Source organism: Mycobacterium sp. (assembly GCF_035274705.1).
In the GTDB taxonomy this organism is placed as follows: Bacteria; Actinomycetota; Actinomycetes; order Mycobacteriales; family Mycobacteriaceae; genus Mycobacterium.
In genome coordinates, this window is sequence record NZ_DATENY010000088.1 from 14,843 (window position 1) to 39,244 (window position 24,402).

The following is a 24,402-nucleotide window of genomic DNA, read 5'->3' on the forward strand; positions in this document are numbered from 1 at the left end:
TCATCCCGAAAGGTGGAAGTTGCCGGTTGGGCCGTAAATGGCCAGCGAGACGAACAGCGTGACGGCAACCACCGCGACCAGTGAGGTGCGCACTGCGCGTCCCACGGCGTCGCCGACACCGGCCGGGCCGCCGGTGGCGGTGAACCCGTAGTAGGTGTGCACCAGCATCACGACGATGCCGAGGATCACCGCTTGCAGCAAAGACCAGAGAATGTCAGAAGGATTGAGAAACGTGTTGAAGTAGTGATCGTAGACGCCGGTTGATTGTCCGTAGATGGCCGTCGTCCCGACTCGGGTAGCGGTATAGGCCGCCAGCACCGCGACGCAATACAGCGGCGTGACCACGATGACCCCGGCCACCAGTCGGGTGGAACACAGATAGGAGACCGCCCGGATGCTCATCACCTCGAGCGCGTCGATCTCCTCGCTGATTCGCATGGCGCCCAATTGCGCCGTCGCGCCGGCGCCGATCGTGGCGGCCAGACCGATACCGGCCACCAATGGGCCGAGGTAGCGAGTGTTGAGCAGGGCCGAGGTGAACCCGGCCAAAGCATCGACACCGACGACCTGCAGCTGGGGGTAGAGCTGAATCGCGATCAGTGAACCCGTCGACAACGTCAGGAAGCCGATGATGACCGTTGCGCCACCGATCAACGCCAGCGCGCCGACTCCGAGGCTCATTTCGGCGATCAGCCGCAGCAATTCGCTCGGATAGTTGACGATCGCATGCCAACTACCGCGAATAGTCTCGGCGTAGAACCGGACCTGCGTGCCGAGCCGAATCCAGCCCTCAGCCAAGTTAACAACGGGCCTGCGAAGCCCGGGATGAAGTGTGCTCGGTGCTGATTGGGTCACATCGTTGCCTTCACTCCGACGGCCGTGGCGAGGACGTTGATCACGAACAGCGCCAGGAACGTGTAGACAACGGTCTCGTTTACGGCGTTACCGACTCCGGCCGGTCCGCCGCCCACCGACAGGCCCTTGTAACACCCGATCAGGCTGCCCGCCAGACCGAAGATCGCGGCCTTGATCAGGCATATGACCACCTCTGGCACACCGACGAGCACCGTCAGGCCCGCGACAAACGCCCCGGGGGTGATGTGCTGCAGGAAGACTGAGAAAAGGAATGCGCAGATGAGCCCGACCATGGTGACCACCGATGCGAGCAGAATCGAAACCAGCGTCGCGGCCAGTACGCGGGGAACGACCAGCGCTTGGATCGGGTTGATGCCCAGCACGCGCATCGCATCGAGCTCTTCACGAATAGTGCGGGCGCCAAGATCGGCGCACATCGCGGTCGCGGCCGCCCCGGAGATCACCAGAACTGTCACGATCGGGCCGCCCTGCGTCACCGCCCCCCACGCCAGACCCGCTCCGGAGAAGTCACCCGCGCCGAATTCGACGAGCAGAATGTTCAGCGTGTAGGACCCGAGCACGACGAATGGGATGGCCATCAGGATGGCCGGCGCGAAAGACACGCGGGCCACGAACCACGTCTGAAGGACGAACTCCCGCCACGCCCAAGGCGGCCGGAACATCAAGACAAAAGTGTCTAGACACATGGCGAAGAAGCCGCCGACCACACGGACCGGAGTCGCAATGCCGACGGGGATTGTCATGGCGTAACCCCCGACGCTGCGTACCTGACCGACGGTGTCCGAGCCGAACTCTGGCCGGCCCAGCGTGCGAACCGGTTGGGAGCAACCAACTTCGGTGATCGGGGCGCCTCGACGTCGGTCACCACCACTTCGTGGAGCGTCACTGCCCTACCTCCTTTTGGAAACGTCGTCTTCGCGCGACTTCGACCGCCAAGCCGATCGTTGGTCAGGCACCGGGTATGGGGTCGTCGCCGAGTTCGAGGATCAGGGTGACCCGCGTCGAGCCGTCTACGGCGCGCGTGATGTGGCCCTTGCCGGTGAGGTCCTCACCGAGCACGATCTGACCTGGCGCGATTGTGCGCCGTTCGCCCGTGCTGACCTCGATCTCTGCCGTACCCGACAGCGGTATCACCAGCTGGCGCGTTGGGGTCACGTGCGGTGTCGTGTTGGGATGGTCCTTTTCCACCCGGCGCCACACCATGTTTCGCACCGGAACAGATTCCGAGATCCAGGCAATCGCGGTCGAGACTGTGGACTGGCGAGCTGCGCCAGGCAGACTGATCTCGTCGAAATAGGTCTCACCTTCAGCGTCGCTGAAAACGCGGATGATGACGGGCTCTGTAACCGGCTCGGTCGTGGTGTTCTCGCTCATCGTCACCTTGCGGTCGAATTGGAAATACGTTGTGGTAGTGAAGGTTTACCGGAATCTGCGTATGTATCGGCCACCTGGCCAGCGCTCTGCACCTGTATGCCGGGATGGTTCAAGGCATGTTCGAGCACACGATGCAGCGCAGCCATACGTGCGGCATCGACACCGCTGACGAACGGATGGACGATCAAAGTGACCAGCCCGCCGCGCTCTGCGGCCGTGTCGATCAATTCGATCCAGTGCTCGGCGACGGTGTTCGGATTTCTAGGCCCCTCGGGTGGCGACACGTAGTGCCAGTAGTCGGCCATGTCGAAAGTCCAAGGGATCGAAAGGATCCCGCCTGGCAGCATTTCGAGCTGCGGGGTTTCACCCTCTGCGCCACTGTCGTTATCGATGCTGCTGTCGACGCGGTAACCCAGATCGCTGAGAACCTCCAATGTACGGCTTCCCCGGTACCCGCCCGGCGCGCGGAATGCCAGTGGATCGAAGCCGGCGAGCCGCAAGGCGGCAGTTCCGTCCCATAACAATTGCTCACGGGAGCGGTCGTCGAGGTTGTCGGCCCAGTGCTCGTGCAGCCATCCGTGCAGCCCGATCTCGTGGCCAGCCGCGGCAATCCGGTGCAGCACATCGCGATGATGCAGTGCGTTCCACCCCTCGACGAAGAATGTCGTTCTCAACGCAAGGCCGGCGAAAAGTTCCAGGAATGCCGGCACGCCCACTTGAAGACTCGTCTCCCCGGCGTCGGGGCGTGCCGCCCGGCCCCGGCCGACCGCGAGCGCATCGCCAAGGTTGTCGACGGTCAGGCAGAGCGTGCCCTTCTTGACTCCGGCATCCGTAGCCGTCACGCGCGCTCCTCCACCCCTGCCCGCAGGACGCGATGCTTGCTCATCCTGTCGCCATCTGCGTCGAGGATCTTGCGCACCAACCTTTGATTTCAGCAATCGCCGTGTTCCGCCCTGTGGAACCCGTCGTCGCTAGGCAAAATGTCTCCCTTGGTGCGTGTGCGAATGTGGCGGCACTCACTGTGCAGAGCAACCAGACCGTTGAGGTGTTCCGAATGCGAACACCGTAGACGTCCGCCTGTCGCCAATCCGTGTCTTCAGACAAGGTACTCGACACCGGCACGCCAGACTCGGCGTTGATACAAGGCCGTAGATGTCGCTTTAGCCGATGCGCTGCGACTACCTGTCCGGGAAGGCTGTGCGTCGCACCATTTCCGAGGTATAGCCACATCGATAAGCGCCGACAGCGCATTTGTAATACCGCTGCGGCGCCGCACTCCAACCTGAGTTGGCCGCTCACCCCACTAGGCGGTACGCGCGGGGTTCTCCGAGGGCAGGGCGATCTCAAACTCGGGCAGCCAGACGACGTCGAACAGAGCTTCAGTCTGATGCAAGCCCTCGGCGCTGGTCATGGTTTGCGGGTCTAGATGGTGGAAAATCCCCTCAAACCCGCCGGGAGCACACCACGAAAGGAATCGGGTGCTCTCCGCGGCGAAGGCCCATGAATGCGTCCAGCCCGGCGGAAGCAAACCGAAGTCACCCGGATGAAGGTCGCGTACTATCCGCGTCCCCTTCTGGTCGTCCTGCCACACACGCACGATTCCGTCCAGCACGTAGACCGCCTCCACCGTTTTGTTGTGATAGTGCGGCGCGGTCGGCGCAGCGGTATCACCCCCCAACAGCGCCACCCCGACATGCCCGTTCGTGTCTTCGGCGCGGGCGAGCAAAGACCGGAAGGAACCGCGCACCGGCCGGTGTTGACCTTGCCCCGCCTTCAATATGTACGGAGCTCCCCTGCCGATTTCATCAAGTGAGACGTATCCCCCAAGGTTCCTACCGATGTCAGACATCCGGTCCTCCGTTCCAAGGATCCGCACCTGGCTTGACGGATCAGGTTGTGCCCGTTGCTCAGCGTGGTCTCGGTTGGGCGACCGGCGAAAGATGCAGGTCCCGCCCACCGGAACTGGGCCGCTGGGCACCGGTAGCGAGGCACGCGTACCAACGACGCAAGAAAGCTCGGGCGCTTGACTCGGCTTCGATACCGCCACCGAGATCGGCCTATTAGTGGTCGCAGGCGGGGCTGCGGCGACCAGGTTGCCGTGGAACGCCATTCTTACACTGCCCGTGTTGTTTTCGGCCGGTATGGCGCTGCTGGATTCGCTCGACGGCTCGTTCATGAGCCATGCCTACGACTGGGCGTCCGCGAAGCCGGCACGAAAGATCTACTACAACCTCGTGATCACCGAACTGTCGGTAGCCGTCGCGTTGCTCATCGGGGGGCAAGAGATCGTGTCAATTGTCGCCGACAAGATGAACTTCGAGGCGGGATTCATCGGCTGGGTGGGCAATTTGGACGTCTCTGATCTCGGGTATGTCATCGTCGGAGTTTCCGTTATTACCTGGATGGGTGCTATCGCGTGGTGGCGGTTCACTGACGTCGAACAACGCTGGCAACGAAACTTGCCCGAACGGCTTGGCGGCTGAATGGAGTTGCACGACGACAGCGTCGCCATGGCTGTCGCCCACCGCTCGCTCGTCGACCTAAACCGTAGAGAACAACGGCCTTCTTGATGGTGTTCGCCGACAGCGTGGCTTGACTGCCTGCCGTCGGCTGACCGGTCCACCCAGTGGGATGCGACACATGAAAGCACGAACGTGATCGGTGTTACATGGCGTTGTCGGGGCCTATCACCGAGGAGAGCCTTATGGATTTCGGACTGTGTCTGCTGAATCAGCCTGGGTGCTGGGATGACGCCGCCTTTGCAGAGCAACACGGTTTCAACTCGGCGGGATTCGTCGACAGCCCGGTGATATGCGGCGATCCGTTCGTGGCCATGGCGCTGACCGCCAAGGCGACGTCGACCATGAAGCTCGGGACGCTCCTCAATATCCCGTCCATGCGAAGTGCTACCTCGACCGCCTCGGCGTTGACGTCGCTAAATCAGCTCGCTCCGGGACGGGTCTTCTTCGGAACCGGCACCGGCTACACCGGCCGCGGCGCAATGGGATTGCCTCCGATGGCCGCCTCGAGGGTCCGCGATTACATGTGTGAGGTCAAAGAGCTCATGGCAGGCCGGGAGGTCATGCACAATCACGACGGTCGTGAGACTGCTATCCGCATGACCGATTCCGACCAGATTCGCAACAACCTCGAGAACCCGGTTCCCGCCTACATGGCCGCGGATGGCCCGAAGGCACTGAAAACCGCCGGCGCCCATTCCGACGGATGGATCGCGACCTTGCAGCCGTGCAGCGTGATGGCTGACGCTCCAGAGGTGTTCGAAAGGTCGCTCACCGCGGTACGTGCCGCCGCGCACGAGCACGGCCGCAACTTCGACGACGCGTACACGATCTGGACGACCGCCATGTGCATTCTCGAGCCGGGTGAATCGGCCATTTCGCCACGCGCACTGCAACATACGGGGCCGATCGCGATGTTCGCGTTCCACTCGTATGCCTGTAACCCCGAAATCGCGCAGTTCTTCCCCCCACACGTGTGCGAACGGCTCGACGTCTACGAACGCGAGGTGCTCTCGCGCCTTGACGTCCCGCGCGAGCGCTTCTACCAGGCGGTGCACGCCGGGCATTTGGCCTACCTGCTCGACGGTGAGGCCGCCGTTCTCACCGAGCAGATTGTCCGCGACATCTCGCTCACCGGGACGGCTGACGAGATCGCCGACCGCCTGGGCCGGATGGAGGCCGCGGGTCTGAAGAACGTGAGCCTGTGCATCCCGCCCGGTGTCTTCCGCGAGAGCGTTCTCGCAGTCGAGGAGCAGCTCATGCCGCTGATGGCACCGGCAGTGGCCTGATCTAGAGCGTCCACCCAACGGAACGAGGCGCTGGCAGTAGGTCCGCGCGGATTGTTAGACAGCACACAGGGATCGCGCCCCGCGATTCGCCGAACAGGCAGCAGCGCCGCCGACATGAATCGGTGGTGGCTCGAGTAGTGGCCGGAGGAACACAATGCACACTGTCGAAACCGACGTCCTTGTAGTGGGTGCGGGTCCCGCGGGTCTGGCGGCCTCTGCTTTTCTCGGGATGCTCGGGGTACCGGCCATCACCATCTCGCGTCACCCGGGCACAGCGCCTCAGCCTCGCGCGACGATCACCAACCAGCGGACGGTCGAGGTCTTCCGTGACCTGGGTATCGAAGACCGGCTCCGCAAGGTTGGCATCCCGCTGAAAACGTTGGGCAACAACGTGCTCGCGACGAGCTTCGCGGGCCAGGAGATTTTCCGCTACCCCTCCTATGGGACAGGGGCGCGGATGGCCGACTACGCCGCAGCCAGCCCATGCGACGGCTACGACGCGGCCCAGCACCTGCTCGAGCCTGAGCTCGTCGAGGCGGCGGCCGAGCGCGGCGCTGACATCCGGTATTCCAATGAGCTCCTGGACGTGACGCAGTCTGAGGACTCGGTGCTGTCGCGAGTGCGGGGACCGCAGGGTGAGTACCTCGTTCGGTCGCGCTACGTGATCGGCGCGGACGGTGGCCGCTCGCGGATCGCCGAACAGCTGGGCTTCCGGTTCGAGGGGCAGTCGGCTCTCAAACACATGCTCAACATGTGGATCGAGGTCGACCTGGCGTCCTACACCGCGCACCGACCCTGCGTGATCTACCTGATCATGCAGCCTGGCAGTGACTCCTGGGTGGGCTCCGGGATGGCCCTTTGCGTTCGCCCGTGGAACGACTGGATGCTGACGCGTGAATACGACCCGTCGCAGGGTGAGCCCGACACTTCCGACGATGCGGTGGTGGACTTCGCCCGCACATTGATCGGCGACCCCGACGCGCAGGTACGCGTCAAGGGCACCAGCAAGTGGCAGGTCAACAACGTGGTCGCCAAGGAGTACCGCCGCGGACGGGTGTTCTTGATGGGCGACGCGGCCCACCGCCACCCGCCAGCCGGCGGCCTCGGCAGCAATACCTCGATTCAGGACGCGTACAACCTGGCCTGGAAACTGGCCTTCGTGCTGTCCGGGCGAGCCGGCGAGGACCTGCTCGACAGCTACCACGAAGAACGCCAGCCCATCGGCAAGCAGATCGTCGATCGGGCGATGAAGAGCGTCGAGAATCAGGCAGCCGCGATCGCCGCGCTGGGGCTGCGCCGCGGGCAATCACCCGAGGAGGGCTGGGCGTCGTTGAACGAGCTGGCCTCCGACGCACCGGGTGCCGCCGAACGGCGAGAGGCCCTGGCCGCCGCGGTCGCCCTGCAGCACTACCGGTCCAACGCAAACGGCGTCGAACTCGGTCAGCGCTACACCTCCAGCGCGGTGATCGACGACGGCACACCATTTCCGGAACCGACGCGCGACCCCGAGCTGTACTACCACCCGACCACACACCCCGGCGGCTACCTGCCGCACGCCTGGGTCGAACACCAACACCGCAAGATCTCCACACTCGATCTGGCCGGCCACGGCCGCTTCTGCCTGATCGTCGGCATCGGCGGTCAACCCTGGACCGAAGCAGCAGCAACCGTGAGCGCCGAACTCGGCATCGAACTTCCGGTGTATTCGGTGGGATATCGCTGCGAATACGACGACGTCCTCGGCGACTGGGCAGCAGTACGCGAAATCGACGACCGCGGCGCACTACTAGTACGCCCCGATCGCCACATCGCCTGGCGATCCCACACCCGACCCGACCATCCCGAAGACACACTCCGCGCCGCCGTCCGCCAAGCCCTCGCCTTGGAGGACCCGACAACCAATCCCGAGCAGATCAACAAGCCGGCCCCAAGTGCCCCCCAAGAAGTCGTCGCACACGCGGCCAACTGAGGTGACATCATTCATGCGCACGATCGAAACTGACGTCCTCATCGTGGGAGCCGGTGTAACCGGCCTCACCGCGTCGATCCTCCTCGCGGACTACGGCGTTCGCGCGATCACGATCGCCCGCCACCCCGGGGTCGCGCCCCAGCCGCGCTCGCACATCACCAACCAGCGCACCGTCGAGATCTTCCGTGATCTCGACATCGAGGAGCGGGTGCGTGCGGTCGGTGTTCCACTGCGCACCGTCAACCACAATGTCCTGGCGACAAGCTTCACTGGGATGGAGATCTACCGGTATCGGTCGTATGGCACTGGTCCACGTGCCGCGGATTACGCAGCGTCCAGCCCGTGTGAGCTGGTCAATGCGCCGCAGCACGTGCTCGAGCCCGTGCTGCTGACCGCGGCGGTCGAGCGGGGTGCCGACGTCCGGTTCTCCCATGAGCTGCTCCAGATCGAGCAGTCCAGGCACGCTGTGCTGGCTCGCGTGCGCGAACTGGCGACGGGTGAGGAGTACTTCGTCCGCGCTCGGTATGCGATCGGCGCGGACGGCGGCCGTTCACGAGTAGCCGACCAGCTCGGAATCGCTTTCGACGGCCAGGCCGCGCTCAAGCACATGGTCAACATGTGGATCGAGGTCGACCTGGCCGAGCACGCCGCCTACCGGCCCGGAGTGATCTACACGATGCTGCAGCCCGGCGCGGATTCCTGGGTGGGCTCTGGCACCTTCATCTGTGTCCGCCCGTTCAGCGACTGGGTGCTGGTGCGTGAGTACGACCCGTCGCAGGGTGAGCCCGACACTTCCGACGATGCGGTGGTGAACTTCGCCCGCACGTTGATCGGCGATCCGAGCGCCCAAATCAAACTGAAGGGCGTGAGCAAGTGGCAGGTCAATAACGTGGTGGCCAAGGAATATCGCCTCGGACGGGTGTTTTTGGCCGGCGACGCGGCGCATCGCCATCCGCCGGCCGGCGGGCTCGGGAGTAATACCTCGATTCAGGACGCCTACAACCTGGCCTGGAAACTGGCCCTTGTGCTGTCGGGGCGCGCCGGCGAGGGCCTGCTCGACAGCTACCACGAAGAACGCCAGCCCATCGGTAAGCAGATCGTCGATCGGGCGATACAGAACCTGAAGAACCAAGGCGCTGCCGTGGAGGCGCTCGAGCTGCGGCGGGAACAATCGCGCGAGACAGCCTGGGCGTCGTTAAACGAGCTGGCCTCCGACGCACCGGGCGCCGCCGAGCGGCGAGAGGGCCTGGCCGCCGCGGTCGCCCTGCAGCACTACCGGTCCAACGCAAACGGCGTCGAGCTCGGTCAGCGCTACACCTCCAGCGCGGTGGTCGACGACGGCACACCGTTCCCGGAACCGACGCGCGACCCGGTGTTGTATTACCACCCGACCACGCACCCGGGCGGTTATCTGCCGCACGCCTGGGTCGAACACCAGCACCGCAAGATCTCCACACTCGATCTGGCCGGCCACGGCCGCTTCTGCGTGATCGTCGGCATCGGCGGTGAGCCGTGGGCCCAGGCCGCCGCCACGGTGAGCGCCGAACTCGGCATCGAACTTCCGGTGTATTCGGTGGGATATCGCTGCGAATACGACGACGTTCTCGGCGAGTGGGCAGCGCTGCGCGAAATCGACGACCGCGGCGCACTACTCGTACGCCCCGACCGCCACATCGCCTGGCGATCCCACACCCGACCCGACCATCCCGAGGACGCACTTCGCGCCGCTGTTCGCCAAGCCCTGGCCTTGAACAACGACACAACTCGCTCCGCGCATCTCGACAAGTCAGCACCGAAAAGCGCGAAGCAACTGGTAGCACACACCGATTGAGGTGACATCGCATCACGCATGCAAACGATCGAGGTTGGCGACCTCATTGTGGGTGTTGGGGGCTCTGGCCTCGCGGTAACGAATCCGCCTCGCCGACTGCGGCGTTCGCGCTATGACCGTCCGCTAGCACGCCGGCGGGCGCCCCAGCCGAGCTCCCACACCACCGATCACCCCGCCGTCTAGCACTCGAGCACGGCGATGACCTGGTCGATCTTCACCCGCGTGTCCGCCTCAACGAGAAGCTCGACCAGTTTTCCGGCAACGGGTGCCGGCACTTCCACGTTCGCCTTGTCGGTCATCACCTCGACGAGCCCCTCCCCCTCCTCGACGTGCTCGCCGACCTCTTTGAGCCACATAACGACGAAACCGTCGGTGACGCCCTCACCCAGCTCAGGCACGGTAATCTCTTGACGCACAATCGTTTTCCTTCCTAAGACGCCGACCGCAAGGCAGCACATAGATCGGTGAGGAACGACGCCATTGCCGCACCGTTGACGATGCGATGGTCGACGGTGAGGCTAACTGGCAGCACCGGCCCGGCGGTGACGACGCCGTCGCGCACGATCGGCTTGTCGGTCACCCCGGACACGAGGACGACGGCCGTCTGGCCGGGGGGAACGATCGGAGTGCCGACGACGTCGTCGATCAGCATTCCAACGCTCGACAACGTCACCGCCGCCCCGGTGATGTCCTGGGGACGTAGGCCGCGCCCTTGCGCTCGGTGCTGCAGATCGGTAATACGCTCGCCGAGTTCCGGTTCGTCGCAACGGTCCGCGCCGGCCACCACGCCTACTACGAGATCCCGGCCGCCGACCGAGATTGCGACCCCCAGGTTGACCTGGGTCCACGACACCAGCTCCTCACCGTCAAGCCGGCAGTTGACCGACGGATGGCGGGCCAGGACGCGCGCAAGTCGAGCCGCCACGATCGCAGTGATCCCCGCACGACGGCCGGACTCGGCCAACTGATTGCGGCGGGCCAGAAGACCACTCGCATCGATCTCGGTCATCAGCGTGGCGGGCACCACGGTTTGCCAACCGCGCTGCAGCCGTTCGGCAGTCATCTGCTGTATCGGTCGAAGCCGCTCACGGTGCTCCCCCGCCGGCCACGGCGACACCACCGCCGTCACCTCAGCACCTGCCGGATCGCATCGACCACCCGGCCGACAGTCGGGAGCGTCGCATCACGCAGGCCCGATGCCCACGGGATCGGGATAGAGGGCGCACCCACCCGCACAGGCGGTCGAGCGAGCGCCTCGAAACACTCTGACGTGACCCGCGCGACGATCTCGGCACCGAGTCCGCCGGTCTCCCATGCCTCATGCGCGACGACGAGTCGTCCGGTGCGCTGCACAGAATCCATGACGAGGCTCTCGTCCCAGGGATACAGGGTGCGCAGGTCGATGACCTCAACCGCAACCCCATCCTGGGCGAGCACCTCAGCGGCTTGCACCGCGCTGCGTACCGAACGGCCGTAACCGACGACAGTGACCGTGTCACCGGGACGCACGATATCGGCCCGACCGATCTCGACGGAGACGTCCCCGACGGGGACGGGATCGCGAAAGGCATTGTAAAGAAAGATGTTCTCGATGAAGATGACCGGATCGTCGCTGCGGATCGCGCTCTGAATGAGCCCCTTGGCGTCGCGCGGGTTGCTCGGCTGAACGATTGTCAGGCCCGGTGAGTGCGCGAACAACGCTTCATAGTTCTGTGGATGCGAGCGGTAGGGGCCGTCGCCGCCGCGGGTGCGGACAACCAGCGGAGCCGTCAGCGCACCGTCAGTGAAGTAGCGCAGGCTGGCGGCCGTCTGGATCAGCGGAACGGCGACAAGCGGCAGCATGTCGGAGAACATCAGATCGACCACCGGTCGCAGGCCCGACGCGGCCGCACCGACAGCCATGGACATCATCGATGACTCGCAGATCGGGGTCTGCACCATTCGGTCCACCCCGAACTCGGCGAGCAGTCCGGCCGTGCATTGCAGTGGCCCGCCGAACTCGCCGATGTCTTGGCCGATCAGGATGATCGACGGGTCTGAGCGCATTTCGGCCGCGATGCCCGAGATCACCGCCTCGCGGATGGTCAGCTGTTCCTCGTTTACAGGCGCATCGGGCGCAGCCGGGCGCGTTCCTGCGGCGGTCATCGGGCGTACACTCCCGTCAAATTGAGGTCATCAGCGGTCAGCTCACGATCGCCGAGGGCCTCTTCTAGGGCGTTGGCGACATGCTCTTGCGCCTCACGCGCGACGGTGTCCAGCGCCTCAGATTCGAATTCCAGCCGCTGCGTCAAGAACTCGGCGAGACCAGCGATCGGGTCGGCAGCTTCTGCTCGATGCAGTTCCTCGGGGTCGCGGTAACGCGCCGGATCCGCCGCGAAGTGACCGGTCCGGCGGTAGGTGCTGAGTTCGACGAAGCTGGGCCCCCCGGACTCCCGGGTGTGTGCGACCGCGGCACGAACCGCCTCGATAACAGCGAGGACGTCGTTGCCGTCGACCAGCGCGGATGGGATGCCGTACCCGCTGGCCCAGTCGTGGATCGGCGCGGCCAATGCCTTGGCAGCGTGGGTGGAAATGGAGAACTGATTGTTCTGGCAGACGAACACAGTGGGCAATCGCAGAACCGCGGCCATATTCAGCGTTTCATGAAAGTCGCCCGTGCCGGACGTACCGTCACCGAATGCGCAGATCGAGATCGCGCTGCTACCAAGGTGTTTGAGCGCCAGACCGGTTCCGGCGGCCATCGCAATGTTCGGCCCGAGCATGATGCTCGCGAACGGCATGACGAGTCCGGCCGGGTGCCCGTCGAACGGCGGCGCGTGCCTGCCACGCGATGCTGCGCCATGGCGGTGCAGCATCACCCGGAAAATGTCCTCGAGCGGTCGGCCCCGCATCCACTGCACGACCAGCGATCCTCGGTAGTGCGGATAGAGGACATCGTCAGGCTCTGCACACCAATACGTGCCGACGATGGCTGCTTCCTCGCCAATCGCCGGGTACCAAAGTCCCGACAACTCGGCACATTTCAGCTCGATCGCCCTCGAGATCCACATCGTGTGGTACAGCTTCAGCGCCTCGTCCCGCCGCACGACAGTCACGTCGAACTCCTTGCGTCTTTGTTGGTATCGCTCGCCGACCAGACCACCGCGTCTCTGAAGGCGGAGTACGGTATCCCCTACGCTGTCAGGAACTTCTCGACAACTGTCAGCGTCTCTTCCAGCTTCTCCGCCTGCGGAACGTGCCCGCAGTCATCGATGATCGCGATCCGGACGTCGGCCAATTCCTTCTTCCACTCTTCGGCGTAGTCAGCAGGAATGAGGTTGTCATGACGACCCCACACGACCAGTACTGGCGCAGTCACCCGGTGCAGGCGGGCCCGTAGGCCCCGCTCCGGTATCGGAAAGACGAACTTGCCGGTGGATCCGATCGCCCACGTTTGCGCCGCAATCGCCGCTGCTGCGATATCGGGGTCCTCGGGTGGCGTGAGCATGGCCTGGGCCACCGGGCCCGTCGGGTCATGGAACAACAAGGCGGGCATCTCCGTTGGAGCAGTCGCGAGCCAGTTTGCAATTGGCAAGTCCTCCCGCCAAAGGCCGAGTGGGTCGAGCAAGACGACCCTGCTGGCAATGTCCGGGTAAGCAGCGACGAGTTCTGCGGCGAGCATCCCGCCGAACGACTGCCCAATGATCACCGGTCGGATCAGTCCGAGTGTGCGCAGAACTTCCTCATAGATCAGCACCACATCAGACAGCCGATCGACGAGGTGGATTGCGTACGGGTCTCCGGTGCTGGTGCCGGGAAACTCGATCGCGTACACGGTGTGGTCGTGCGCTATATGGGATAGGAAGGGATCCCACCGGAGGCCTCCGGCCGGGTGAAGGTAAACCACCGGCGCCCCCGCGCCGGCCACCTTGACGCGGATGGTCAACCTGCCGTTCCAAACCGGGACCGCTTCCTCGGTGATGACCGGACCCTGTTCTTCAGTCGTTGTCATCAGACTGCAACCTCACTCTTTGTCGTCTTCGGCTGTGCCGCAGAGCTCTCCGATGCGCTGATCCCGGACGTGACGGGCGTCGGGTCACCTCCGAGGCGTTGAGGCCACCAATGATTCGCATACTCGGTATCGGTCCATAGATCACGCAGGTAAGGCGCGACCTCCTCGGCGAACAGTTGGATGTTCTTCATCGCGAGATCCCGCGGCAGCGACCCGAAGCCCAGCATCGCATGCAGGACGCCGATGCCGTACTGGCTGCAAAAGTCGCGTATCTGCTCGCGCACGGTCGCCGGACTACCGCAAATGACCGCACCCGAATCGACGAGGTCACGGAAGGGGGCCGCACTCGTGTATTGGTAGATACCAAAATCTCCCGGATCTTTGACTATGGCCTCCACACCACGGATATCGATGCCACCCGGCATGGCGATCTTGTGCAGTGGGACGCTTCCCAGACCCGTATGGAAGCAATACTCCACATGCTTGGCATACTCAATTTCCGCTCGCTCGTCGGTTTCTGCCACGGCGATGGTCTGAAGGAATCCCAGCCGGTAGGGATTTCGCGGCACACCGACTTGGTCGGCGATGTCCCAGAGGCGGTCGAAGATCCGCTTTCCTGTCAGCTTGGCACCAAACCAACTCAAGTAGTTGAAGCCAAAGTTGCGCTCAAGACACATCTGCATGGTGCGCGGGTTGCCAATCCCGGTGATCCACACCGGGACATTCTGCTGCAGCGGGCGAGGCCAGATGTTCACCTGCGGATACTGACTGAACCGTCCGTTGTGCGCGAAGGGTTCCGGGTCGTTCCATGCACGCAGGATCAGCTCGAGATTCTCGTCGAAGCGCGGACGAATCTCGATGGGCGCAATGCCATTACAGAGCGCGGCGTCGTAATGCAGCCCGATCGGAAAGCCCGCGACCAAGCGCCCACCGGAAAGAACGTCGAGTAATGCATATTCCTCGGCTACCCGAACAGGTTCGCGCGCCTTACCCAGGACCCGGCCCATCGGGAAAATCGCAACGTCTAGACCCTCGGTTTCGGTCATATACCCCAGTGCACTGAGCATCAGATCAGGGTTAGGGGTTAAGTCATACGAAGACTGGGCATGCTCGGTCATCGTGATTCCATCGAATCCCGACCTAGCGCCGAGCATCAGCTCGTCCATGAAATCCCGCATCGACGAGTACACACCGTCAGGGGTGGTCAACGAGTACGGCGTGGTGTTCACCGACTCGTAGTGCTGCGCGAAATCATCAGGCATGTACCGGTACGGGGCCTGCTCGAAAAGCGTTATCTTCATTTACTTTCCGCTTTCTAATTGTTCTGCGGATGGTCGCCGGTGTAACGAACGCCGGCCTTGTTGACGACGGCATCGCCGGTTGGCCTGACACAACAGGCCAGGCGCAGCCGATCCCGCAATCGGTTCAGTTGTAGTGCTAGTCGAAGTTGCAGGGTTACCAGCTCATCTCGATCGGGCTGGCCGAGATTGTCCAGCCCCTCGATGACCTCAACGGAACACTGAGTGCACCGGGCCTTTCCCTGGCAAATCGTTGGCCAGTAATAGCCTTGACGCCATGCCGCCTCAATGAGTGTCTCGCCGTCGAGCACGTCCAAAACGGCACCGAGGGGCTCCACGCGTACCGCGACCATTGGACATCCTTCCTGTTGAAGGTCTTTTGTTACCTCGGTTATTGGGGAGACGCGCGTAGCCGCCGGGCATGGCCGTGAAGCCGGACTACATCAATCAGCCGGCTCCGTCGCGGTCACATAGCCATACGCCCTGAGACGTCTGGCCGCAGCATTGGCCTCAGCCTCTGTCGAGAAGACCGTCCGCCGAAAGCCAGGAATGATGCCGTCCGGAGCTTCGACCCACGATTCCGAGGCTGGATCGAGGAGAAGCGCGAACCGATCTGCCCAACGCTCCATCTCCTCTCCCACGACTACCTTCCACCGTTCTGTCATCGTCCCTTTTCTTCCTCTGTCAAATTCCTGCATCGGGGAAACTGCTATTCGCTGGTCAGATATTTGTCGATCGCGACATGACCATTGGCAATGAAATCGTCCTTGACTCCGAGCCGCATGAACTTTTGCGTAGGATTGTGCAGGCCCCGCTGCATATATTTTGTGTTCCCGAGATCCTGCAACAAGAAGCGACCCCAATTCTTCTCGTTGTCACTAAAGTCGGCATAAAATTCTGGCTTCATTCGGTGCTTCTTCGCCGCTTCGCTATCCGCCGCAAGCCCCACGAACCACTCCTCGAAGATGCAAGTGTCGGGATCCGTGCCGTTTGGACGGAAGGTAAAGAAATCGCCGCCCGTCACCCCACAGTTTGCGACCCAGATGTTGGGGAAAATGGTGCCCCACCGTGTGGTCAGTAGCTCAGTGTCCGTGAAGCTCGAAAGGTCCAGCCCTCTTGGTGCTTGCTGTTTCCGCGTCAGATCAGCCCACCAGGCGAGGCGGTCTGCGTCGGTGCCATCGATGGGGTATTGCTTACTCAGCTCGACGGCCATGGCATCGACCACGTCTTGATTACCCATACCGAAGAAGTCGTCGATTTCGACCAACATCGCCATCATGCCGCGGAGCGTTTCCTCCACGTCAGCTCTTGGGTCTGCGGCAGCGCCAAGACGCGGGCTGATCCGCGGTATGAGCGCCGCGAGGGCCTCCCCCGGTTCCCCCAGGTCCGGCCCCAACCAACCGTGGCCCTTCGGATAGAGAGTGAGCTTATAGCTCGCGGCCTCTTCCTCAGTGGTCGGTAGATCGGAGGCAAACAACTGGCTTTGTGAGTGGACGCTCGGAAGGTGGTAAATATCGCGGAAAGCGTCGATGCCCGTCTTCCAGTTGCAGTGCATGATGGTCGTGCGACGCCGCAGCGTCGACCAATCCGCCATTCCGGTGAGGAAGCCAAGCCACCGCGGAACAGGATCGAGGAATTCCATCAGTGGCGCCGCATTGGGATCTAGGTTGATAAATACCCATCCGGCCCACGTATCGATCTTGTACTCCGGCAGCTGGAGGCAAGCCGGCTCCATGAGGCCTGGTTCGAAATCCTCGGAGTCGACCGCTTCCTTGATGGAGCCATCGAGGTTGTACCGCCACGAATGAGCGGCGCAACGGATTTCCTTGGCGTTACCCCGGCCTTCCCGTAGCTGCCTGCCCCGGTGGAGGCAGGTGTTACTCAAGGCCTTAATGGTGTTCGCGTCGCTACGAATGACAAGGACGGTGTAGTCACCGATGGCATATTCAAGGTAATCACCGACCTTGGGAATCTCATCTTCCCGACACACAAGTTGCCAGACATACGGCCACAGTTTCCGGTTCTCAAGTTCGAGGAATTCTCGCGAGGTGAAGCGTGACGTTGGCAGTGTGGTTGGCCCATATTTGCCCACCCGGTACTCGTCGAAGTCGAAACCGACGTCGCCTCTCAGAGTCGCTGTCATTGGGGATCCTTTCCATCCATACGATTGACACCACTTTCGTCACGTTTGTGGCCGGGGTCTCGCGAATGCGTGCCAACTATGTCTTCGCTCGGTGCCAAAACTGCCGGGTGTCCGCCAGGATTGACGCGGGTCGCTCAAACGGTCCGTCGACACCTCGACGACTTCTTGCCACAGGCGTCGCATGTGGTCACGCTGACAGCGCCGGGTAATCGAGACGGATTGCTGGACAACGAGTTGGGTCTCGTCCGCGCCCGGAGGGTGGTGTGATCACCGGTGCCGGTGTCGATCCATCTCCAGGCGGGGAACCTCGAATTAGCTTGCTGCTGACGGCATCTCGACGACACCATCACGCGTCGGAGTTGATCGGCTCGCCGACTGCAATTCAGAGTGCCCAAGGCCGGCCAGATCGTGAGAGTCGGCTGGGCGGTAACACCTCGTGACGCCGCCGCCGACAGCGATGGAGGGCGCAATCCGCCGCCACGCAGCCCTGACCGAGCGCACGAAACACGATGCGCGTCCCGTTCGCGTAGACGACGACAGCGCCGGTGCTCAGTCCGGTGCGCACGTCCTTTAGAAGCCGATGGAGTACCGCGAGTCCTCGTAAGGTGTTGATAGGGCCGGAGGTTCGGCAGTTGTCCGGCTCTGGACGACTGTGCGAGCGGTTTCCAAGAATTGGCGAATCAAGGGCGTGACGTTGGACTCACGGTAAGCCAGCGCCAGCGAGACCGTGACCCCAGGTGCACGAAGCGGTCGAAATGTTGCACCACTGATCGCAAAATGGCGCATTGACGCCGGAACCAGCGCAATCCCCATATCGCCGGCTACGAGTGCCACCAGGGCTGTGCTGTCAGAGACCGTTTGGCGAATTTTTGGAACAAAGCCTGCCGCACGGCAAGCAGTCAACATGAGCGAATACATTGTGGCAGGCGGGTTGTCGGGAAGCGAGATAAACCATTCGTCCCTCAGGTCTGCTAGGTCGATGTCCCGATCAACCGTTCTGTGGTGCCGATTGGCGAGCAGCACGACCACCGGCTCATGTCGGATGGTTTCGACCGCGAGACCGTTCGCCACCACCGGCGGTCGCAGAACGCCGACCGCCAATTCGCCAGTCAGCAACTGCTCGACCTGTACCGGGGTGGTGAGATCGCTACGGACATCGAGTGTGACATCGGGGTACCGGTCTGCATACGCGCGGACCAACGGCGGCAGCAGTTCATGGGTTGCCGAGCCCGTGAACCCTATGGACAACTGGCCCAAATGGCCGCGGGCAGCCTTGCGGCTCGCTTCCACTGCGTCATCGGCCAACGCGAGCAGTTCAGCGACCCGCTTGTAGAGCACTTCACCGGGATAGGTCATCGAGACGGTGCGTGTTGTGCGGGTGAACAACGACACGCCGATCTCGCGCTCCAGGGCGCGGATCTGCTGGGACAGTGGTGACTGCGCCATGTTCAGCCGGCGGGCGGCGCGGGTGAAGTTCCGCTCTTCGGCAACGGCCATGAAGGCGCGCATATGGCGTACTTCCATCGCTTCTCCGGATGCTTCTACCGCAATTTAGATGTGCAGTGTCTGAATAGAGGGACAATCTAGTCTTTCACACACCGTATTTCACCGTGTAAGACTCTTCACGTTCGCTAAGAGGAGGTCGACGAGTGAACCGGACAGAGCCATCACGAGCACGGCCCGCAGTGGTTGCGTCGCCGGGCGACATGGGCGCGCGGGAGTTTCGGCGCTGCCTGGGACGGTTCAGCACCGGCGTCACAGTCGTGACGTATCAGGCCGACGACGGTCCCCGCGGGGCCACCGTCAACTCCTTCTCGTCGGTCTCGATTGATCCGCCGTTGATCCTCGTGTCCCTAGCCCGCGAAGCGCAGATCTGCGCTGCTTTGGAGAACCGACCGTTCGCGGTCAATGTCTTGCGCTCTGATCAAACCGACATCGCCTCCCAGTTCGCTGGTCGCCCAATGCCGGGTTGCCTGCTCCGTTGGCAGATCGCAGAGCATGGCGAGGGCGTGCCGACCCTGGCGGACTCCGTAGCGCTCTTCGTATGCCGGCCATGGCGCCGCTATGACGGCGGCGACCACGTTCTGCAGCTGGGCGAAGTCGTCGGCGCCGAAGCCCGTGCGGGGGCGCCGCTGGTATTCACCGATGGCCGATTCATGTCGACCGGCCTGCCGTTGCTGGACGGCCCAATGGTCGATAGCCTCGACGGCCCCCCGATGCCGAAATGGGTGGGCGCCGCACGCCGGATCTTCGACCACGTTGAGGTGGGGTGACCCGAGGATTTTCGCACCTCGGAACACCGACGCTGGCTTTAGGTTTATCCCTCACAGGCCGTGAGGCCGACCGGCCCGTCGCCGCCGGCGACCCGCGAGGGGCGAAAGCAGGTTGCCGTGCGTCATATTTTTGCGAGGTGACACGACCACGTCTCATGCCGAGGCCGTGCGTCGGCGTGCCAATCCTGTTGCGCTCAGAGCTGTCCAGCCAGTTCGGGCGCTAGGAGCTGGCGCCGGAACTGCGACGGGGCTTCGCCAAACGTTCGGCGGAACAACTGCCCGAATCGGGAAGGGTCGATCAGTCCCCATCGCGCTGCCACTTCACTGACGGTCAGCCGTGCGAGTTCGGGATTCGCGAGGTCCTCGCGGATGCCTTCGAGCCTGCGGCGGCGGATGTACGCGGTCACGGTCTCCGGTTCGCCCTCGAAGAGTCGATGAAGAAAGCGCAGCGAGATGTGCATCCCGGCGGCAACAGTCGGTGGACTCAATGCCGGGTCGGCCAGACGGCGGTCTATGTACATCTTGACTCTGTCGATCATCCCGGACTCCTCATGGCTGCGCTCCGCGTGCAGTTGGCGCACGAGCGCGGCCGCAAGACTCACGAGGGTGGAACCGCAATCGGCACTCTGGTCGATGGTCATTTCCGAACGCATGACAAGTAACGATTGGGCGAGGTCACGAATGATGTCCACGAGCTCGCCACGTAATGCGGTCGCAACGACGTCGACCAGCTCCGCGGTGCTGAAGTGGACAAGGTTACGGGGAATCTCGATCGCCATTGCTCGACACCCGGGGGACAGTCGGGCGCAAGCGGGCTGCTGTAGCCCCATCACCGCAGTTTGGCCGGGCCGCAGTGTCGCCGAGCGACCCATCTGCTGGACCTGAATATCGCCCTCGATCGCGGATGCGACATAGACGGATGGTGGCCCGACGGGGTCGACATAGCGGTCGGAGCGCAAGTAGCACGTGGCGTTGGTCGTCATTTCGCTCACGCGGACAGGCCCGAGTTCACGAATGGCGACGGTGGCGGAGAAGGGCTCCTTGACCACCTGGAACCCGGTATGAGGGAACGCCTCGGACATCAGCGTGATCCACTGACGGGCACCGCCCGGTGCATGAAAAGACATTGTCTGCACAGTGGTCATTAGCGCTCCCCTAGATGTGCGCCACGTATCGAACCCCGTCGTCGGCAAACCGTCCATCGCAAGGGTTCGAGCTCCATTATGGGCGCGCGAGGTGGAATGTTCGGTTGGCTCGAGGGATTACTCAGCGGGAGCGTGTCGAAATCCTGGAAGGTTCCTGGCAAGCCCGAACGTGGACCTGCCTGCTGTTTTACTACGGCTGCTCGGGTCCATCACAGAAAACCACTCCTTTTTCCTCGACAGCATCGCCATCCCCGGATGCGAGCGCTGACTCGCTAGGTGACAGTGGCACTTTGGGTTGTGAACAGCAAGACTCAACATACAGTGAGCCGTTACTCGCGTAGTGGGAATCCGCAGACTGAGGCGACGGTGTTGTGCTCAAGCGCGACGGTTACGGGGACCGGTTAGGCATCAGGAGCGGGCGTCAACCGTGACATCACAAGCGCTGCCTGCTCACGTCGAAGCGCCTCGGGTGCGATGGTGTCGTGCAGTGCCCATGATTTAAGGGCTGGTAAATGCCCCAGAAAAATGATGTCCATCGCAAGGATGGAGGCGTCGACGGGCCGGAACGCCCGTCGACGGACTCCTGAGCGGATCAAATCGGTGAAGACGTTCGCGATCGCGAGTTCTTGCTGCTTGTATTCCTGCTGCGCCGCGCGTGGCAGTGATCGGTACTCCCTATACATCATCGCAATCTCCTCGCGCTTTTCTTGACAAGACTTCAGGTAGACCTCGATGCTGCGGGCCAGCTTCTCTTCGACGGGTTCGGGTCCGGCAGCCAAATCGCCGAGCTCGTCGCGAAGCCCTCCATAAATGTCTTGACACACCATGACGAGCAAGTCGGTCTTCGTACTGATGTAGCGGTACATCCCGCCCACGCTGATTCCCACGGCTGCCGCGAGATCGTTGACGGAGAGATTTTCAAATCCGCGCTCGATGATCTGTTGAGTCGCAACGGCGGCGATACGGCCTCGCCGCTTCGCGGATCGCTCGGCACGCGAGCCCAAACGCTCAACGCTGTCAGTAATCTTGGTCCCCCGTCTCGAACCCTGTGCGAGCACCCGCTCGCGATATCGCTCAGACCCAGTCTGGCATACGGTCGTTGCACCGGTCGAGGCCGCGCATACAGAAGCGCGCGCCTGGCCGACTCCTCGAACCCGCTGTCTGGGTGGCTTGCATATTGATGCTGACTCGCGCGTTTAAACACGCGAGTCGTGATTGTCCGCTCTTCGCCCGAGCGCTCATCGCCGCCGACCAACGCCTCAACCGGGCTGGATGTCGCGTACTCAATGCACTTCCGCTGGGGCTCGTTGCGAGCGGCTAGTCGCACTCTGCACCGTTGACAGCGGACAAATCCATCTGCAAAAATCGTCGGTGTGCGAGCAGTTGCTCGCAATTTGGACGACCAGTGGTGTCTGTCGGTGCTGCGGAACCTCGACGGACCGCCTGAGCTGCGACGGAATGGGAAGCGACAACAATGACTCAGATTGCCGACAGGCCGATCAGCGCACGTTCGGAATCCGGCGGCGACCGGCGGCTGACTGGCGGGCGCGCTGCAGCAAAGGCGTTGATCGACAATGGCGTCACCAATCTGTTCGGCGTGCACGGCTACATCAACCCGGTGATCGAAGAGGCCTGCAGGCTCGGGGCCCAGATGTGGCACTTCAGGCATGAACAAGCGGCGGGTTTTGCGGCCGAAGCCTACGGTCGTGCCACGCGTACGCCCGGCGTGTTCTTCGCGTCCGCGTCGGCGGGAATGGCCAACTGCCTGTCCTCGCTGTCCCAGGGCATCGGAACGCACAGCCCGATGCTGCTGCTCGTCGGCCAGCATGGGACGGCCGGCGACCGTTTGGAGACGCTGCAAGAGGGCTACGCCGCAGATGCATTCGAGTCCGTCGCGAAATGGACGAAGCGGGTCACCGACTGGGAGTTGAACTCCTACTGGATTCGCAAGGCACTCGTCGATTCGATGACCTACCCCGCCGGCCCGGTAGTGCTGGAGTTCCCGCTGAACAACCAATGGAGCTTCGGCGATGCGGCACAGCGCAAGTACGTTCCCTCGCTGGGCCTTCCGACAATTCCGGCCACCCAGGCCGATCCCGTCCGTATCGATGAGGTTGCGGCGATTCTCGCCAACGCCCAACGCCCGCTGATCGTCGCGGGCGACGGCGTCTACTGGTCGGATGGATGCAACGAGCTAGTGGCGCTGGCCGAAATGCTGAATGCCCCGACAGCGGCGCGTCGCACTGCCCGCGGCGCCATCAGCGAGAAGCATCCGTTGGCGGTTCACTCGGGCTATCGTGGACCGCTCGTGCGCGAGGCGGACGTGGTGATGATCATCGGTTTACGCGCAGGAGAACTGGAGTCCTGGTTCGAGCCGCCGGACTGGCCTTCGTCCGACGCGACGACCTACATCCAGATCCAAGACAGCGCCGACGAGCTGTGGCTCGGGCTTGACAGCAAGGTCAACGTTCTGGGCTCGAGCAAATTGGTACTTGCACAAATCATTGAGGCACTTCGCAAGCGCACGGCAGGACGAGCTGTCATCGAGCGTCCGGAGTGGACTGAGCGTCTGGAACAAGCGCGTGCCTCGCATGTGCGGCGCCGCTCTGACACGCTGACGGCGGTGAGCGGCCGCCATCCGATCCACACCTACGAGCTGGCTCAGGCGATCGTGGACGAGGTCGACGATGACGCGACATTCATCTATGACTCCTATCAGGGCTCGCTATATCTCACCGACGCGGTCAAGGCCACGTTCCCGGGACAGATTCTTGACGCGGGCCCTCGGGTCGCACTCGGCCAGGGAATCGGTATGTGCTTCGGCGCCGGTATCGCGCGACCCGGAAAACAGATCGTGACTCTTGTCGGCGACGGCGGAATCGGTTTGGCCGGCATGGACATCGAAACCTTGACGCGCTACGAAGTGCCGGCCCTGATCGTGATTCTGAATAACAGCTCTTGGGGTGGAAACTCCCTCGTACACGACGACATTCAGCCCGACATCGGCTCTTGGGACATGCTGCCCGATTTGCGCTACGACGAGGCATTCGAACCTTTCGGCTGTCACGTCGAGTACGTCGCCGACAGCGAAGAGCTTCGGCCCGCGCTGCGTAGGGCGCTCGACTCGGGGAAGGTGGCGGTGGTCAACGTCATCGCAGATACCGACGGGCCCGAAGCGTCGATCCCCTGGCTTCGGCTCAAGACGGGCGAGTTCTACAGCCGCGGCGTACACGATCTGCCTGAGAGCACGCTTCGGTACTTCCGCGGGCTCTCCCCGATCGAAACCCTCCGTCTGCACAAGACCGCCCTCGACAATGGGACTCGGATTCCCATGTCGTTCATGGCGGATCTGACCGGCAACGATGAGGCCAACCTCCGGGAGTTGGCGGACAAGACCGGTTACCGGTTCTGACACAGCCGAACACAGCGACCGGCGCCGTCCAGCCCGCTGAGAGTCCTTTCGTCTGGACAGTCACTGCGATCGTCAGCGGCAACGGGCTGCATGGTGATCAGACACGAGGCCTGCCATTCGACAGAGCTGGTGAATTCGGCCTCCACAGCGGCAATGACCTCGGTGTGTTGCTGGTTTCAGATCGCTTGTCGCACAGGCATATCCGTGGCTCGTCGACCGGATCAGCATTTGGGCACTTGTATCCCCGATGACGGCTTAGAGAAAGAATTCCGCCGGCGCTTT

21 protein-coding genes and 1 pseudogene are annotated in these 24,402 nt (G+C 62.9%); 6 read left to right on the plus strand and 16 right to left on the minus strand.

Annotated elements, in window-relative coordinates:
- The 5 genes from VJV41_RS18800 to VJV41_RS18820 form a co-directional block, all read right to left on the minus strand.
- Complete coding sequence (locus tag VJV41_RS18800) at positions 1–855, minus strand: ABC transporter permease (protein WP_325336393.1); 855 nt, start codon at positions 853–855, stop codon at positions 1–3.
- Positions 852–1,619 (minus strand): ABC transporter permease, encoded by a 768-nt coding sequence (locus VJV41_RS18805; protein WP_325336395.1) that lies wholly within the window; start codon positions 1,617–1,619, stop codon positions 852–854. The genes VJV41_RS18800 and VJV41_RS18805 overlap by 4 nt, the downstream gene beginning before the upstream one ends.
- A gap of 205 nt (positions 1,620–1,824) precedes the next feature.
- Positions 1,825–2,250: a hypothetical protein gene (locus VJV41_RS18810; protein WP_325336397.1), complete on the minus strand. Its 426-nt coding sequence runs from the start codon at positions 2,248–2,250 to the stop codon at positions 1,825–1,827.
- Positions 2,251–2,252: 2 nt separating this feature from the next.
- The gene (locus VJV41_RS18815) at positions 2,253–2,966 is read right to left on the minus strand and encodes a polysaccharide deacetylase family protein (RefSeq protein ID WP_325336399.1); all 714 of its coding nucleotides are present in this window, start codon (positions 2,964–2,966) and stop codon (positions 2,253–2,255) included.
- Between the two features lie 587 nt (positions 2,967–3,553).
- Positions 3,554–4,099: a quercetin 2,3-dioxygenase gene (locus VJV41_RS18820; RefSeq protein WP_325336401.1), complete on the minus strand. Its 546-nt coding sequence runs from the start codon at positions 4,097–4,099 to the stop codon at positions 3,554–3,556.
- A 178-nt stretch (positions 4,100–4,277) separates the two neighbouring features.
- Between VJV41_RS18820 and VJV41_RS18825 the strand changes: the two are divergent.
- The 4 genes and pseudogenes from VJV41_RS18825 to VJV41_RS18840 all read left to right on the plus strand — a co-directional run.
- Positions 4,278–4,733: pseudogene (locus tag VJV41_RS18825) on the plus strand (HoxN/HupN/NixA family nickel/cobalt transporter); the annotation flags it as partial.
- A 221-nt stretch (positions 4,734–4,954) separates the two neighbouring features.
- Entirely contained in the window at positions 4,955–6,058 is a 1,104-nt protein-coding gene (locus tag VJV41_RS18830; RefSeq protein WP_325336403.1) for an LLM class flavin-dependent oxidoreductase, read from the plus strand.
- 154 nt (positions 6,059–6,212) lie between these two features.
- Complete coding sequence (locus VJV41_RS18835; RefSeq protein WP_325336405.1) at positions 6,213–8,027, plus strand: FAD-dependent monooxygenase; 1,815 nt, start codon at positions 6,213–6,215, stop codon at positions 8,025–8,027.
- Positions 8,028–8,040: 13 nt separating this feature from the next.
- Positions 8,041–9,858 (plus strand): FAD-dependent monooxygenase, encoded by a 1,818-nt coding sequence (locus VJV41_RS18840; protein WP_325336407.1) that lies wholly within the window; start codon positions 8,041–8,043, stop codon positions 9,856–9,858.
- Positions 9,859–10,037: 179 nt separating this feature from the next.
- Here the strand turns inward: VJV41_RS18840 and VJV41_RS18845 are convergent, their stop codons facing one another.
- The 9 genes from VJV41_RS18845 to VJV41_RS18885 all read right to left on the minus strand — a co-directional run bounded on the left by VJV41_RS18845 (position 10,038) and on the right by VJV41_RS18885 (position 18,814).
- Positions 10,038–10,274, minus strand: a complete 237-nt coding sequence (locus VJV41_RS18845) for a biotin/lipoyl-containing protein (protein WP_325336409.1) — start codon at positions 10,272–10,274, stop codon at positions 10,038–10,040.
- A gap of 14 nt (positions 10,275–10,288) precedes the next feature.
- Positions 10,289–10,987, minus strand: coding sequence for a 2-oxo acid dehydrogenase subunit E2 (locus tag VJV41_RS18850; protein ID WP_325336411.1), 699 nt, complete (start codon positions 10,985–10,987; stop codon positions 10,289–10,291).
- Positions 10,984–12,003, minus strand: coding sequence for an alpha-ketoacid dehydrogenase subunit beta (locus tag VJV41_RS18855; protein WP_325336413.1), 1,020 nt, complete (start codon positions 12,001–12,003; stop codon positions 10,984–10,986). Before VJV41_RS18855 ends, VJV41_RS18850 begins: the two co-directional genes overlap by 4 nt.
- Positions 12,000–12,953 carry a thiamine pyrophosphate-dependent dehydrogenase E1 component subunit alpha gene (locus VJV41_RS18860; protein WP_325336415.1) on the minus strand — a complete coding sequence of 318 codons (954 nt, stop codon included), beginning with the start codon at positions 12,951–12,953 and terminating at the stop codon, positions 12,000–12,002. Before VJV41_RS18860 ends, VJV41_RS18855 begins: the two co-directional genes overlap by 4 nt.
- Before the next feature lie 77 nt (positions 12,954–13,030).
- Complete coding sequence (locus VJV41_RS18865; protein ID WP_325336417.1) at positions 13,031–13,849, minus strand: alpha/beta hydrolase; 819 nt, start codon at positions 13,847–13,849, stop codon at positions 13,031–13,033.
- Positions 13,849–15,150: an LLM class flavin-dependent oxidoreductase gene (locus tag VJV41_RS18870; RefSeq protein WP_325336419.1), complete on the minus strand. Its 1,302-nt coding sequence runs from the start codon at positions 15,148–15,150 to the stop codon at positions 13,849–13,851. The genes VJV41_RS18865 and VJV41_RS18870 overlap by 1 nt, the downstream gene beginning before the upstream one ends.
- Before the next feature lie 14 nt (positions 15,151–15,164).
- On the minus strand, positions 15,165–15,500 hold the full coding sequence (locus tag VJV41_RS18875; protein WP_325336421.1) for a 2Fe-2S iron-sulfur cluster-binding protein: 336 nt from the start codon (positions 15,498–15,500) through the stop codon (positions 15,165–15,167).
- 356 nt (positions 15,501–15,856) lie between these two features.
- Complete coding sequence (locus VJV41_RS18880; protein WP_325336423.1) at positions 15,857–17,290, minus strand: aromatic ring-hydroxylating dioxygenase subunit alpha; 1,434 nt, start codon at positions 17,288–17,290, stop codon at positions 15,857–15,859.
- A 570-nt stretch (positions 17,291–17,860) separates the two neighbouring features.
- Positions 17,861–18,814 carry a LysR family transcriptional regulator gene (locus VJV41_RS18885; RefSeq protein ID WP_325336425.1) on the minus strand — a complete coding sequence of 318 codons (954 nt, stop codon included), beginning with the start codon at positions 18,812–18,814 and terminating at the stop codon, positions 17,861–17,863.
- Positions 18,815–18,939: 125 nt separating this feature from the next.
- Between VJV41_RS18885 and VJV41_RS18890 the strand changes: the two genes are divergently transcribed.
- Positions 18,940–19,563: a flavin reductase family protein gene (locus VJV41_RS18890; RefSeq protein WP_325336427.1), complete on the plus strand. Its 624-nt coding sequence runs from the start codon at positions 18,940–18,942 to the stop codon at positions 19,561–19,563.
- A 194-nt stretch (positions 19,564–19,757) separates the two neighbouring features.
- On the opposite strand, the gene VJV41_RS18895 is transcribed toward VJV41_RS18890, so the two are convergent.
- A complete protein-coding gene (locus VJV41_RS18895; protein WP_325336429.1) occupies positions 19,758–20,708 on the minus strand; it encodes a helix-turn-helix domain-containing protein in 951 nt (316 codons plus the stop codon).
- A gap of 401 nt (positions 20,709–21,109) precedes the next feature.
- Positions 21,110–21,712 (minus strand): TetR/AcrR family transcriptional regulator, encoded by a 603-nt coding sequence (locus tag VJV41_RS18900; protein ID WP_325336431.1) that lies wholly within the window; start codon positions 21,710–21,712, stop codon positions 21,110–21,112.
- 470 nt (positions 21,713–22,182) lie between these two features.
- On the opposite strand from VJV41_RS18900, the gene VJV41_RS18905 reads away from it, so the two are divergent.
- Positions 22,183–24,120 (plus strand): thiamine pyrophosphate-binding protein, encoded by a 1,938-nt coding sequence (locus VJV41_RS18905; RefSeq protein WP_325336433.1) that lies wholly within the window; start codon positions 22,183–22,185, stop codon positions 24,118–24,120.
- The last annotated feature ends 282 nt before the right edge of the window (positions 24,121–24,402 follow it).

What these genes read in the sequence shown, in the direction of transcription:
- VJV41_RS18805 (WP_325336395.1), bottom strand. Translation starts at nt 1,619, where the DNA reads ATGACAATCCCCGTCGGCATTGCGACTCCGGTCCGTGTGGTCGGCGGC.
- VJV41_RS18820 (WP_325336401.1), bottom strand. Translation starts at nt 4,099, where the DNA reads ATGTCTGACATCGGTAGGAACCTTGGGGGATACGTCTCACTTGATGAA.
- VJV41_RS18880 (WP_325336423.1), bottom strand. Translation starts at nt 17,290, where the DNA reads ATGACAGCGACTCTGAGAGGCGACGTCGGTTTCGACTTCGACGAGTAC.
- VJV41_RS18895 (WP_325336429.1), bottom strand. Translation starts at nt 20,708, where the DNA reads ATGACCACTGTGCAGACAATGTCTTTTCATGCACCGGGCGGTGCCCGT.
- VJV41_RS18810 (WP_325336397.1), bottom strand. Translation starts at nt 2,250, where the DNA reads ATGAGCGAGAACACCACGACCGAGCCGGTTACAGAGCCCGTCATCATC.
- VJV41_RS18855 (WP_325336413.1), bottom strand. Translation starts at nt 12,003, where the DNA reads ATGACCGCCGCAGGAACGCGCCCGGCTGCGCCCGATGCGCCTGTAAAC.
- VJV41_RS18875 (WP_325336421.1), bottom strand. Translation starts at nt 15,500, where the DNA reads ATGGTCGCGGTACGCGTGGAGCCCCTCGGTGCCGTTTTGGACGTGCTC.
- VJV41_RS18885 (WP_325336425.1), bottom strand. Translation starts at nt 18,814, where the DNA reads ATGGAAGTACGCCATATGCGCGCCTTCATGGCCGTTGCCGAAGAGCGG.
- VJV41_RS18865 (WP_325336417.1), bottom strand. Translation starts at nt 13,849, where the DNA reads ATGACAACGACTGAAGAACAGGGTCCGGTCATCACCGAGGAAGCGGTC.
- VJV41_RS18835 (WP_325336405.1), top strand. Translation starts at nt 6,213, where the DNA reads ATGCACACTGTCGAAACCGACGTCCTTGTAGTGGGTGCGGGTCCCGCG.
- VJV41_RS18870 (WP_325336419.1), bottom strand. Translation starts at nt 15,150, where the DNA reads ATGAAGATAACGCTTTTCGAGCAGGCCCCGTACCGGTACATGCCTGAT.
- VJV41_RS18830 (WP_325336403.1), top strand. Translation starts at nt 4,955, where the DNA reads ATGGATTTCGGACTGTGTCTGCTGAATCAGCCTGGGTGCTGGGATGAC.
- VJV41_RS18840 (WP_325336407.1), top strand. Translation starts at nt 8,041, where the DNA reads ATGCGCACGATCGAAACTGACGTCCTCATCGTGGGAGCCGGTGTAACC.
- VJV41_RS18905 (WP_325336433.1), top strand. Translation starts at nt 22,183, where the DNA reads ATGACTCAGATTGCCGACAGGCCGATCAGCGCACGTTCGGAATCCGGC.